Below are 12,393 nucleotides of genomic sequence, written 5' to 3'. Positions count from 1 at the left end.
AGATCAGCTCTCCGCCGGTTGCCAGGACGCCAGCGGCCGGGGCGCACTTTCGAAGAGACGCGCCGCCGTGCCATGCATCCGCAACATCCGCACAAAACCCGATACCGGGCCGAAATGCCGCCCGGCACTCGTCTCAAGCCGGGTCAGGCGGTCAATGAAATCAGCGGCTGTCAGAGCATCCTGCATCGGTGGCCCGCCAACGGCCCTGATCCGTCCGGGCGCGTTGCTGCGGCGCATTGCGTCTTTTGCGCGCGGCGCGCCGGAAACAGGCGAAGCTGCGGGTGGAATATCGAAATCCGGCCCGAAGAACATCCGCGCCAGCGCGACACAGTCGGACCTGTCCGGTTCGACGAAACCGGCGATCTCCCGGGCGACACGCGCGCTCCAGGCCGCCATATCCAGATCCAGTTCGCGGCCGCATTGCCGCGCCGCTTCGGTCAGCCCGTCCAGTGTCACGAGGATCAGGGATGGTACCCGTGCGGGCAGCCGGCACTGATAAGGGTCCTCGGCACTTTCACGGATGAATTTCATAAATTCCGGGCTTTCCGCCGCACTGGCGATCTTTGCCCGTTGCTGCGCCGAAGCCCCGTTCGAGCGCGGCGACGTGCCGCCCATGGTCAGAGGCAGGTTGACTTTCATGATCGGGCGATCCCCGATCACCAATGCCTGCACCGAGGTATAAAGATCGGGTGAGGACCCCCGGAAATAGGGCCCGCCGGTCTTCGCCACCACGCGGTCGACCAGCCGGCGGCTGATCATACCGTGATAGATCATGCCGCCATCGTGATAGGTGCGGAAACTCGCGTTGCAGAAACTCGACAGCACGGCCGCCGGGTCGATCATCTCGCAGCGGCCATCCAGATGTTGCGGCCGGATCTTGACCCAGCCATCGGTGCCGCTGGCGGGGTCGGGCCAGTGGTAATTCTCCACCCGCCATTTGTAGATATCGACATCCTTCGTCTCAATCATCTGCCGCGCCAGCGCCAGGCCATGGGGCAGAACCGCATCATCGTCGCCGATATAGATCAGATGCGAGCCGGTGGCATTTTCCAGCGCGAACTGATAATTTTCGCGCATCGAAAGCCGGCGTTCGCTGCGGATCACCCTGAGGCGTGGGTCGCGCTGCTTGGCAAGCCAGGCGTCGGTACCGTCGCCCGAGGCGTTATCGGACACAAGTATCTCAACCTCCGCCCCGGCACGGTCCGCGGCCAGCTGCGCCGAAGCCAGCGCGCAGGGCAGGTATTCCAGTCTTTCGCGGGTGGGAATGATAAGGCTGATCTTCAGGGTCATACTCGTTCCGGACGTTGTGGCGCTGCACACCTTTGAAATCTTCGCGATCCTGCCAAATCAGGGCCATGCGATCAGAGCCGCAATAAACGATTTAAGCAGGCAGGCCCAGATCATGCTGACGCGCGGCATTCGCCTCATCGATACGCAGGATCCGCCCCGGATTGCCGACCACGACCGCCCCATCGGGCACGTCTTTCGTTACCACCGCCCCGGCACCGATCATCGCAAAATTGCCAATCCGGATCCGCGGCAGAATGGTTGCATTGGTGCCCACAAACACCCCATCCCCGATGCGGCAACAGCCCGAGACGCTGACCTCATGCGCAATGAAGGTCGATGAGCCGATCACCGTCTCATGCCCCACTTTCGCGCCCATATGCAGACTCGAATTGTCTCCGATCACTACACCGGCCTGCAAGACCACGGCTTCCTGGATGTAATTCCCGCAGCCGAGGCTGACCATGTCCAGATCGACGGAAGGATGCAGAAAATTCGCCAGCCGGCCACCGCGCCGGATGATATCCCGGCTCGTCTCGTAGCGCACCAGAGCGCTGCCGGTGATCAGGTTCACGAAATGCACGCCCTCGGTGGCGAGCCCGGCAACCCGGTCGGAGCCACCCAGCACCGGATAGCCGTAGAAGTCGCTTCCCTGCAGGGACGGATCATTATCGATGAACCCGGCCACCTCGCACCTCTGACCCGCGCGTTCCAGCGCGCGTAGCATACGGATCGTCTCGGGGTTGGATGCGCCAAGAAAACAAAGCTTCACATCGGTCCTCCTTGCCATAGGAGATCTGGTATTCCCTGCCGCGACCGGCAGCAACAGGGGATCTTCAATGCCGATGCTGCGCGCCTGTCCGCCATCACTCCTTAACGCAACGCAGATACCCCCCCGGCGACGAGGAGAGCTGCAATTTGCCATTGATGAGCGGATCCGGTTCGAACCGGTCGGTTCCGGCAAGGAAATCCCCGACCGCACTCAGCGGCTCATCGCCGGCAAACCAGACATGCGACCGTTTCTTCGGCGTCTGATCCGGCGTCATGAAGCCAATCACCGTATCCGCGACCACAAGATAGCAGCCTTCGGTCACCAGATCGGCATAGGCGCGGCATTCCGCCAGAACATGCGCGCGCGAATGGTCGCTGTCGAGAACCACCATCACCCGCGACCCCGGCGGGATTTCGGCCCGCACCTTTGCCAGCGTGTCCTCATCAGCCGAACCACCCTCGATCAGCACCACCCGTTTCGCCATCGGATGGCTTTCGATCGTGTCGCGGTTATGGGCGCGGATGTCGATATCGACGCCGATCACCTTGCCCTTGCCCATCACCTCCAGAAGCGAGGCCATGAACAGCACCGATCCGCCGCGCGCCACACCGGTCTCGATGATCACATCGGGCTTTGTCTCCCAGATCACCTCTTGCGTGGCCATGATATCGGCCGGCATCTGGATGATCGGAACGCCCATCCAGCTCCAGAGATAGGAGTAATCATAGCGGTCCAGCGCGGTGAGCATATCAAGCGATTGCGCGAAAACCGCCTTGTCCCCTCCGAGCGCGAGCGCTTGCTTGCGTTTATGGGCTTCGAACTCTAAACGGTCGTCTTGTACGGTCACTTTGGCCTCGATACGACTTGGATCTGGGTATCGGGATCAGACGACCAGGACCGGCCACCGGTCAAGAGAAAACCGGTCAGGGAGAAACGTCGAATGACATCTGATCGGCCATTGGCCCCCAATCCTGCCGCGCCCGTTTCCGCCGCAAAACCCGCCCGCCAGATCCCGGTGGCAGCGCCGTCGATTACCGAACGCGAGGGCGAGCTGGCGCGTGAGGCCGCGCTGAACGCCTGGGGCGCGGATCACTACCGCTATAACCGCCGGTTCGAAGAGATGCTCGCCGCCCATTGCGGAGTTGCCCATGCGGTCAGCCTGCCCCATGCGACCTCGGGGCTGCATCTGGCGCTGGCGGCACTTGGGGTCGGGCCCGGCGATGAGGTGATCGGCCCGGATGTGACCTGGATCGCCTCGATGGCACCGGTCACTTATGTGGGCGCGGTGCCGGTTTTCGTCGATATCCTGCCCGATACCTGGTGTCTTGACCCGGTGGCGGTCGAGGCCGCAATCACACCCCGGACAAAGGCGATCATCGGCGTCGATCTCTATGGTTCGATGTGCGACTGGGAGGCGCTGCGCGCCCTTGCCGACCGTCACGGAATCGCACTGATCGAGGATGCGGCCGAAGCGCTTGGCTCGACATATTGCGGCCGCCCGGCCGGCAGCCTCGGCGATGTGGCGGTGTTTTCCTTCCACGGCTCGAAAACCATCACCACCGGCGAAGGCGGTGCGCTGGTCACCAATGATCCGGCCCTGCATGCAAGGGTGCAAAAGCTGCGCGACCATGGCCGCCCGCCGGGAGACCGTTTCTTCCTCAATGACGAGGTCGCGTTCAAATACAAGATGAGCGCCGTTCAGGCCGCCCTTGGCATCGCACAGATGGAGCGGCTGGATGCGCTGATCGCCTATAAGCGGCAATTGTTCGGCTGGTATGCCGACCGGTTGCGCGATGTGCCGGGCCTCGCGATCAATGCCGAGCCGCAAGAGGTTAAGAACTCATTCTGGATGGTCACGGTCATCCCCGATGAACGCTATGATCTGGATAAATTCGCCCTGCAAACCGCGCTGGCAGAACAAGGCATTGATTCAAGACCATTCTTCTCAAGCCTCTCATCGCTCAAGGCCTATGCGGACACAGACTGCCGCCCCCTGATGACGCCGCGCACAGAGACCGCACGGATCGTCCATGCCGGAATCAATCTGCCCTCGGGCTATGGCCTCGATGAAGCAACCGTGAGCTATATTTGCGAAACGCTGAAAGAGATCTTGCAGAGATGCGCCCGGCGCTGAGGCAACGCGCTCCTTCGCCCCCCTCACCGACCCAAAGCTGCAGCTCTTTCGGCACTCCTCCCCATGGGCAAGGGGATGGGCATACATCGTATTCTCGCCGCACTAGCTGATAAGAGTATAGCGGTCGACATTTTCGACGGCCCTGAGGACGAAATCGCACTCAAGGGTCCTGCAAGGGACAGGCCTAGGCTGTCATGCTCCATGGCATAGCCAAGCGCCAGTTGCGCGGCGGGCAATTTCGGCGACAGCGCAAGTTTGGGGCAAGCTGCTGTCAGCCGGAACGAACGTTACTGCAATTAGCCCCGGTCAATGGGTCCACGGATTGCGCCGGTCGGTGGCGAAATTCTCGCCATAGCCACGCAGGCGGATATTTGCCTTGCGCGGGGTCGGCTCGATCACCGTATAGGCGATGCCATGCTGTTGGGCATAGGCTTCGGCCTCTTCGCGGGTCTCGAACCGCAGCTTGACCTGGGTCTGGGTGTCCGAAGATGAGGTCCAACCCATCAGCGGATCCACTTCACGTGCCGAATCCTGCGCGAATTCCAGCAGCCAGACATGGGTTTTGCCCATACCAGATTGCATGGCATTGCGGCTGGGCTGATAGATACGGGCTCGCATTGGGCTGACCTCCGGAATAGCCCCGCCGTTCTGGCCGAAACGCTGCGAAAGTGCAAGGGATGCCGACAGACCGGACCATCGCGCCGGCGCATCTCGCGCCACAAGGACAGCGCGGCGCTGAACTGGGGTTGAACTGGAACAAAAACAGATCAAATTAGCGACAGACTGCCCGCTGCCCCCCTGCCCCTCCCGAGGCCCGAGATGCATAACAACGCGCCCGACAAGCTGCCCGACATTTCCCATATCACCCCAGTCCGGCGCGAAAAGCTCGAAGGCGGGCAGCGCTTTGTCATGCACACGCCCTTCACCGCGGCGGGCGACCAGCCGACCGCAATTGCCGAACTGTCGCAGGGTGTGGCCGCGGGAGAACATGACCAGGTGCTGCTGGGGGCAACCGGCACCGGCAAGACCTTCACCATGGCGAAAGTGATCGAAGAGACGCAGCGCCCGGCGATCATCCTTGCGCCAAACAAGACGCTGGCCGCGCAATTATACGGGGAATTCAAAGGCTTCTTCCCCGACAATGCCGTTGAGTATTTCGTAAGCTATTACGATTACTACCAGCCCGAGGCCTATGTCGCGCGCACCGATACCTTTATCGAGAAAGAAAGCCAGATCAACGAAGCCATCGACCGGATGCGCCATTCCGCGACAAGGGCGCTGCTGGAGCGTGACGATGTGATCATCGTGGCGTCGGTGTCCTGTATCTACGGCATCGGCTCGGTCGAGACCTATTCGGCGATGACCCAGGACATGGTTCAGGGACAGTTCTACGATCAGCGCAAATTCATCCAGGAACTGGTGGCGCAGCAATACCGGCGTTCGGAGGTCGGGTTTCAGCGCGGCGGGTTCCGCGTCCGGGGCGATGTGATCGAACTTTGGCCCGCCCACCTTGAAGACCGCGCATGGCGGTTCTCATTTTTCGGCGAAGAGCTGGAAAGTATCACCGAATTCGACCCGCTGACCGGCGCGAAAACCGGCAGCTACAGCCAGATCCGTATCTATGCCAACAGCCATTATGTGACGCCGCGCCCGACCATGGCCCAGGCAATCCAGGGCATCCGTGCCGAACTGCATCAGCAGCTGAAACGCTTCAACGATGAGGGCAAGCTGCTGGAGGCGCAACGCCTTGAACAGCGCACCCGGTTTGATCTGGAGATGCTGGAAGCCACCGGCGTCTGCAACGGGATCGAGAACTATTCGCGCTATCTGACGGGGCGGGCGCCTGGCGAGCCGCCGCCGACGCTTTTTGAATTCATCCCTGACAATGCCATTGTTTTTGCGGATGAATCCCACGTTTCCGTACCGCAGATCGGCGGCATGTACCGGGGCGACTTCCGGCGCAAATCGGTGCTGGCGGAACACGGCTTCCGCCTGCCCTCCTGCATGGACAACCGGCCGTTGAAATTCGAGGAATGGGATGCGATGCGGCCGCAATCGGTCTTCGTTTCGGCCACGCCCGCGGCATGGGAACTGGAACAGGCCGGTGGTGTTTTCACCGAACAGGTGATCCGCCCGACGGGTCTGATCGATCCGATGATCGAGATCCGGCCGGTCGACATGCAGGTCGATGACCTTCTCGACGAGGTCCGGCGGGTCGCGGCAAAGGGCCTGCGCGTTCTGGTGACCACGCTGACCAAGCGCATGGCCGAAGATCTGACCGAATATATGCATGAACAAGGGATCCGCATCCGCTACATGCATTCCGATATCGACACGATCGAACGGATCGAGATCCTGCGCGATCTGCGGCTCGGAGCCTTTGACGTGCTGGTGGGTATCAACCTTTTGCGCGAGGGGCTCGATATTCCCGAATGCGGACTGGTGGCGATTCTCGATGCTGATAAGGAGGGCTTCCTGCGGTCGGAAACCTCGCTGATCCAGACCATCGGGCGGGCCGCGCGCAATGCCGAGGGGCGGGTGATCATGTATGCCGACAAGATCACCGGCTCGATGAGCCGCGCCATGGCCGAAACCGAACGGCGGCGCGAAAAGCAAAAAGCCTATAACCGTGAACATGGCATCACGCCGCAGACGGTGAAGAAAAACGTCGAGGATGTGCTGGCGGGGCTGTGGTCGGGCGATACCGATCAGTCGCGGGTGACGGCGAAAATCGACCGGCCGGCAGTGGGGCAAAATCTGGCAGCGCATCTGGACGCGCTGCGGGTGGCGATGCGCAAGGCGGCCGAAAACCTCGAATTCGAGGAAGCCGCGCGGCTGCGCGACGAGGTCAAACGGCTCGAAGCGGTAGAACTGGCCGTGGCCGACGACCCGCTGGCACGGCAATCGGCGGTCGATGAGGCGGTGGATGAAGCGGTGAAGGCCTCGGGCCGCTCGACCGCCGGGCGCGCAGGCCAACGTGGCGGCACCAAAAGGAGCAAGCGGCGATAACAAGCCCGCCTTGGCCCAGGCTGCCGACCCTGGTTGACGTCTTCATGCCGCATTGCGGGGGTTCAGCCGGGTTTCCGTCCGGGGCTGTGATCCGCGCAGTGACCAGACCTGTTCGGGCGCCCGCGCGCCCGTCGCGCCAGATGTCGGACAACGATTCAGTCTGGCGAAGATTACGCCGACCGAAGTCTCGACGGCCCTGCTGCTGTCGAAGGGCTGCTCAGGGTCATCGGCCAGGATACTTACGGCCCTGACCGGGGTGGCGACGGGGTCGGCTGCGACCGCTGACCCCGTCGCATTAATGATTTCAGGCCGTCCGCACCAGGCGGATCAGCAGCAGGAGAATCACCGCACCGATGGTGGCATGGATGATGGAGGCAAGAATTGCATTGCCGCCAAAGGTCAGTCCGATCCGCGGCAGGATCAGCCCGGCGATAAAGGCGCCCACCACACCAACCACGATATTGCCGACCAGGCCAAAGCCGTAGCCTTTGACCAGTTGTCCCGCCAGCCAGCCGGCAATTGCGCCGATGACCAGAAGAATCAGAATGCTCTCGATACCCATAATCTCTCCCTCACTTTAACGAAGCGCCGTCAGGGTGTCGGGCGATGCCGCCCCGCCCGAAGATCGGCGGTTCTGTTGCAGAGCCTCACTATGGCCGGAAGATTAACGCAGCCGGAGCGATTTGGTTCCCTCTCGCAGAAAGACCCTGGCTCACGGCGATTGACCTTGCCGCCGCATCCGCCGAATGTGCTTTGCTCCGACTTTCGACGCCTCATCCGCCGCCGCTTCACCTCATTAAAGACCGGACCCGTGCCCATGCAGATCCTCGACCCGTTTCACCCGATGTTCGAGCGCCCCGTCACGCGGCTCTTGACCACGGTCCTGCCGATCCTGTGGTCGGGTCTGGAATTCTTTGTCTTCAACGCGCCGCTTTGGGGGGCGGTCTTCCTCGTGGCGGGGCTTTATGCCGGCTATATGCTTTATATCGTCAGGCCAAAGGGGCCGGACGGGGGCAAGTGACCAGCCCCCGCATCTCGCCCGAATCACCCTGAAGCGCGCTTTCGCGCAATTTGCAGCCGGTGAGCTCGGGGATCAGGTCGATCATTGTGGCCCGAATCGCCTGATGCTCCCCCGGTGAGGCCCAGCCGAGACGGATCACCTCGACACTGCTGCCCTTCAGAAAGACCACATAGTCATGCCCGCCGCGGCTGGCGTCAAAGCGCTCGGCCCCGAACATATGCGGCGCTGGCTGGGCACCACAGGCGGCAAGAAAAAGGGGCAGGATCAGGGTCACTCGCATGATCCGATGCTCTGCGACCAGGGTTAATAATTCCTGAAGATCTTTGCCCGCCCCACCAGGCCCCTGAAAATCCTCACTATTTTTCTGGTGACAAAGTGATTTTTCGCGCTTAGCTTTCCCGACATGTCGATGTCCTGCGCCCCCGTCTGGTTTTATTACTTCCGCTCATGCCAGCGGATGCGGGCGGCTGTGTAACGCGAGACAGGCGATACTCACCAAAAACCCCCAAGCCGCTGGTTCGACCGGCGGCTTTCCGTTTTGGGGGTACCGGTCAGATCCTGAGGCAAAGAACAGGAAGACCGAAATGCCGACCGAAACCAACAATCTGCGTATCCAGGAATTGCGCCCCCTGCCCTCGCCGCTGGAGCTCGCGGTGGCGATTCCGCGCGATGCCGCCATATCCGAAACCGTGGCACAAAGCCGCAATGCCATCCGCGAGATTCTGGCGGGCCGTGATGAGCGGCTCCTCCTCGTGATCGGGCCCTGTTCGATCCATGACCCCGAGGCCGCGATGGATTACGCCCGCCGCCTCGCGGCCGAGCGCAAGCGCCACCAGGACAAGCTGGAAATCGTGATGCGGGTCTATTTCGAAAAGCCGCGCACCACGGTCGGCTGGAAGGGTCTGATCAATGATCCGCATCTCGACGGCTCGGACCGGATCGAAGACGGGCTGCCCCTGGCGCGCAAGCTGCTGCTCGATATCAACCGCATGGGTCTGCCCGCCTCGACCGAATTCCTCGACCCGATCATGCCGCAATATTTCGCCGATCTGATCGCCTGGGGCGCGATCGGGGCGCGCACCACGGAAAGCCAGATCCATCGCCAGCTGGCCTCGGGCCTGTCCTGCCCGGTCGGCTTCAAGAACGGCACCGATGGCTCGGTCCAGATGGCGCTGGATGCGATTCTGTCGGCACGCGGCCAGCATTCTTTCCCGGCGATCACGGCAGACGGCCGGGCGGCGATCGCGCGCACCACCGGCAACCCCGATTGTCATGTCGTGCTGCGCGGCGGTTCGAATGGGCCGAATTTCAGTGCCGCCGATGTCGATGCGGTGGCTGCGGCTGCGGCAAAGGCCGGCATTGATCCGGGTATCATGATCGATGCGAGCCATGCCAACAGCGGCAAAGACCCGGCCCGCCAGCCCGGCGTTGTTGCCGATGTCGCCGCCCGTATCCGCGCGGGCGAGCGCCGTATCCGTGCGCTGATGGTCGAAAGCAACCTGGTCGCCGGTGCGCAAAAAGTCGTTCCTGGCCAAAATCTTGTCTATGGCCAGTCGATCACCGATGGCTGTATCTCCTGGGATCAGACGGTCGAACTGCTTGACGGGCTCGCCGATGCGGTCAAAGCGGGCGATATGGCCGCCGCCTGAGCCATAATCTCGATATGCTGGCCGCCCCCGGTTATCCAGGCGGCCAGCTCTGCCAGTACAGCAGCTTCCGGCTGCCGCCCCCGCCCTTTCAGCGCGCATTCCCAGACCAGGGCAACCCGCCAGCCCTGTGCCTCAAGCGCGGCCAGGACGCGGGCGTCGCGCGCCATATTGCTGCCGATCTTGCCGCGCCAGAACTCTTCCCGCGTCCTGGGCCAGCGAAACAGGTCGCAGCCATGGCCGTGCCAGAAACACCCATGCGCGAAGATCACCGCCCGGTATTTCGAAAGCACCAGGTCGGGCCGCCCGGGCAGGTCACCCCTTTGCAACCGGTAGCGGAACCCGAGTCGGTGCAACCCCTTGCGCAACACCCTCTCGGGCTTTGTATCCGCGCCCCGGATCGCCTGCATATTGCGCCGCCGCACATCAGGCGAATGAACGTCAGCCATGGATCAGCGAAAGGATATGTGGCCGCATTTTCTGCGCGACCTCGGCAAAGACCGGGACCGCCACCGAATTGCCGAACTGGCGATAGGCCTGGGTGTCCGAGACCGGAATGCGGAAATTCTCACCATAGCCCATCAGTCGCGCGCATTCCCTGGGCGTCAGGCGGCGCGGGTTTTCACCGGGCCGCTGGCGGATCAGGATCTCGGACCCGTCCTTATAATAGCGCGCCGAAAGCGTGCGGGCGATGTCATCCGGCCCGAAAAGGCCAAATCCGAACCCATTGCCCTTTGCACGATGCTTGGCGGCATAGTCCTGAAGATAGCGCCAGAGCTTGTCGGTCAGCGTGTATTTCTCGCTGACAACCGCATCGGGGCCGGTGGTGAAATGCCCTTCCGGAGCCTCAGTGCCGTTCTCGGGATGCAGGATCGTGCCCAGCCGGCGCCCGCCGTAAGTGGGCAGTTCAAGGTCAGCCCAGCTGAAAGAGGTGGTCTCGCGAAAGCCCACCATCACGATCCGCTCGCGATGTTGCGGCACGAAATGACCGGCATCAATCACTTTGGTAAAAAGCTGGTAGCCCAGTTCTTCGGTCAACGTCCGGTGAATGACCGCGAAAGTATTACCTTTATCATGGCTTTGCAGGTTCTTTACATTTTCCAACAAAAACGCGGCCGGGCGATGGTGTTTCATCAGCCGCGCCACGTCAAAAAACAACGTCCCCTGGGTTTCATCGGCAAAACCATGCGCCCGGCCAAGCGCATTTTTCTTCGAGACCCCGGCAATAGAGAACGGCTGGCAGGGAAAGCCCGCAACCAGCACATCATGGTCGGGCACATCGGCCTCAGCCACTTCGCGGATATCGCCGGCAATCGGGCGGTTGTCAGGATAATTGGCGTGATAGGTTTTCTGCGCGAACTGATCCCATTCCGAGGTGAAAATACAGCGCCCCCCCGCCGCCTCCATGGCACGCCTGAGGCCCCCGATTCCCGCGAAGAGGTCGATGAACGTGAAAGAGCCTTCAGGGTCCGGATGGCGCCCGGCCTCGGCACGCAATACCGTCAGAACGGCCTCGCGCGGGGCTTCTTCGCCACGTTTCCAGCGGTAAATATGGCCCTCGGAATAGCCAAGACGTTTCGCGGCATCGGGCACAGACCACCCCGCCTGGGCCAGAAGCCTGTCAAATTCGGTTTGCATCGCGGCTTTCATCTCTGGGAATTTTTCTGACATTATGGCGATACACGCCCCGCCGCAACCGGGACTGCGACGCCCCGCCGCAGGTCCGGTTTGACCTCGCTCAAGGTCGGGCAGGACAACTCCGCTTAGCGCATGGGGAATGGCCGGTTGCCGGTCATTTCTGTGACACAGGAGTTCACCATGACATCCCGCATCCTTTTCGCCGCCCTGATCGCCTGCGGCCTCGCAGCCCCCGGCTTTGCCGCCGAAATCGAGGTGCATATGCTGAACAAAGGCGCCGCCGGCACAATGGTTTTCGAGCCGGATTACGTGCGCGCCGAACCGGGCGATGTGATCAGGTTCATCCCAACCGACAAGAGCCACAATGTCGAGGCGATCAAAGATATGTTGCCGCCCGGCGCCGCGGTGTTCAAAGGCAAAATCAATGAAGAGCTTGACGTGACGGTGACCGAGCCAGGCATTTACGGCGTCAAATGCACACCGCATCTGGCCATGGGCATGGTGATGGTGATCCAGGTGGGCGCGGCGCCTGCAGATCTGGCGGACGAGATCGAGAAGCTCAAGGCGGTGAAACTGCCAAAGAAAGCGCGTGAGCGGATGGATCTGGCACTGGATCAGGTTCAATAATCGAACATCATATGGAAAACGCCGCCCGATTATGAGCAGCGTTTTCCCTTCTTCAACATTTCTTCCGGATCTGGCGCTACAGCCTCATCCCTTGTTCATCCTGTTCTCAATAAGGTCCTCGACGACGGTCGGGTCTGCGAGGGTTGAGGTATCCCCGAGGGCGGCAAAGTCGTTTTCGGCGATTTTGCGCAGGATGCGGCGCATGATCTTGCCGGAACGGGTCTTCGGCAGGCCCGGGGCGAACTGGATCAGGTCGGGT

Annotated in this window: 13 protein-coding genes and 1 pseudogene; 5 read left to right on the top strand and 9 right to left on the bottom strand. The window is 61.7% G+C overall.

The window, feature by feature from the left end; translation table 11 throughout:
• Positions 1–3: 3 nt before the first annotated feature.
• The 3 genes from M3484_RS18095 to M3484_RS18085 form a co-directional block, all read right to left on the bottom strand.
• Complete coding sequence (locus M3484_RS18095; protein ID WP_249498636.1) at positions 4–1,290, bottom strand: glycosyltransferase family 2 protein; 1,287 nt, start codon at positions 1,288–1,290, stop codon at positions 4–6.
• Between the two features lie 91 nt (positions 1,291–1,381).
• The gene (locus tag M3484_RS18090; protein ID WP_249498635.1) at positions 1,382–2,059 is read right to left on the bottom strand and encodes an LbetaH domain-containing protein; all 678 of its coding nucleotides are present in this window, start codon (positions 2,057–2,059) and stop codon (positions 1,382–1,384) included.
• 94 nt (positions 2,060–2,153) lie between these two features.
• Positions 2,154–2,906, bottom strand: coding sequence for a cephalosporin hydroxylase family protein (locus tag M3484_RS18085; RefSeq protein ID WP_249498634.1), 753 nt, complete (start codon positions 2,904–2,906; stop codon positions 2,154–2,156).
• A gap of 93 nt (positions 2,907–2,999) precedes the next feature.
• Here M3484_RS18085 and M3484_RS18080 point away from each other — a divergent pair, with 93 nt between their 5' ends.
• The gene (locus M3484_RS18080; RefSeq protein WP_249498633.1) at positions 3,000–4,193 is read left to right on the top strand and encodes a DegT/DnrJ/EryC1/StrS family aminotransferase; all 1,194 of its coding nucleotides are present in this window, start codon (positions 3,000–3,002) and stop codon (positions 4,191–4,193) included.
• Between the two features lie 306 nt (positions 4,194–4,499).
• On the opposite strand, the gene M3484_RS18075 is transcribed toward M3484_RS18080, so the two are convergent.
• Complete coding sequence (locus M3484_RS18075) at positions 4,500–4,811, bottom strand: ETC complex I subunit (protein WP_092895672.1); 312 nt, start codon at positions 4,809–4,811, stop codon at positions 4,500–4,502.
• A gap of 291 nt (positions 4,812–5,102) precedes the next feature.
• Between M3484_RS18075 and uvrB the strand changes: the two are divergent.
• Positions 5,103–7,073 (top strand): annotated as a pseudogene (uvrB, locus tag M3484_RS18070) (excinuclease ABC subunit UvrB); the annotation flags it as partial.
• 433 nt (positions 7,074–7,506) lie between these two features.
• Here uvrB and M3484_RS18065 read toward each other — a convergent pair.
• On the bottom strand, positions 7,507–7,764 hold the full coding sequence (locus tag M3484_RS18065) for a GlsB/YeaQ/YmgE family stress response membrane protein (protein ID WP_092895668.1): 258 nt from the start codon (positions 7,762–7,764) through the stop codon (positions 7,507–7,509).
• Between the two features lie 255 nt (positions 7,765–8,019).
• Between M3484_RS18065 and M3484_RS18060 the strand changes: the two genes are divergently transcribed.
• The gene (locus tag M3484_RS18060) at positions 8,020–8,223 is read left to right on the top strand and encodes a hypothetical protein (protein WP_092895666.1); all 204 of its coding nucleotides are present in this window, start codon (positions 8,020–8,022) and stop codon (positions 8,221–8,223) included.
• Here the strand turns inward: M3484_RS18060 and M3484_RS18055 are convergent.
• Positions 8,192–8,497: a hypothetical protein gene (locus tag M3484_RS18055; RefSeq protein ID WP_143040411.1), complete on the bottom strand. Its 306-nt coding sequence runs from the start codon at positions 8,495–8,497 to the stop codon at positions 8,192–8,194. The two genes, M3484_RS18060 and M3484_RS18055, sit on opposite strands and share 32 nt — an antisense overlap.
• Before the next feature lie 310 nt (positions 8,498–8,807).
• Here M3484_RS18055 and M3484_RS18050 point away from each other — a divergent pair, with 310 nt between their 5' ends.
• Positions 8,808–9,872, top strand: coding sequence for a 3-deoxy-7-phosphoheptulonate synthase (locus tag M3484_RS18050; protein WP_249498632.1), 1,065 nt, complete (start codon positions 8,808–8,810; stop codon positions 9,870–9,872).
• On the opposite strand, the gene M3484_RS18045 is transcribed toward M3484_RS18050, so the two are convergent.
• Positions 9,806–10,318, bottom strand: a complete 513-nt coding sequence (locus tag M3484_RS18045) for a very short patch repair endonuclease (RefSeq protein ID WP_249498631.1) — start codon at positions 10,316–10,318, stop codon at positions 9,806–9,808. The two genes, M3484_RS18050 and M3484_RS18045, sit on opposite strands and share 67 nt — an antisense overlap.
• Positions 10,311–11,507, bottom strand: a complete 1,197-nt coding sequence (gene dcm / locus M3484_RS18040) for a DNA (cytosine-5-)-methyltransferase (protein ID WP_283258494.1) — start codon at positions 11,505–11,507, stop codon at positions 10,311–10,313. The genes M3484_RS18045 and dcm overlap by 8 nt, the downstream gene beginning before the upstream one ends.
• Before the next feature lie 180 nt (positions 11,508–11,687).
• Between dcm and M3484_RS18030 the strand changes: the two genes are divergently transcribed.
• The gene (locus M3484_RS18030) at positions 11,688–12,134 is read left to right on the top strand and encodes a pseudoazurin (RefSeq protein ID WP_092895658.1); all 447 of its coding nucleotides are present in this window, start codon (positions 11,688–11,690) and stop codon (positions 12,132–12,134) included.
• Positions 12,135–12,218: 84 nt separating this feature from the next.
• On the opposite strand, the gene M3484_RS18025 is transcribed toward M3484_RS18030, so the two are convergent.
• Positions 12,219–12,393, bottom strand: a 175-nt coding sequence (locus M3484_RS18025) for a hypothetical protein (RefSeq protein WP_249498708.1), incomplete at its 5' end; no start/stop codon positions are given.

Origin of the sequence: Pseudomonas sp. GX19020, assembly GCF_023371075.1 — a bacterium.
Classification (GTDB): Bacteria; Pseudomonadota; Alphaproteobacteria; order Rhodobacterales; family Rhodobacteraceae; genus Pseudogemmobacter.
This window is presented reverse-complemented; position numbering and strand designations above follow the sequence as displayed.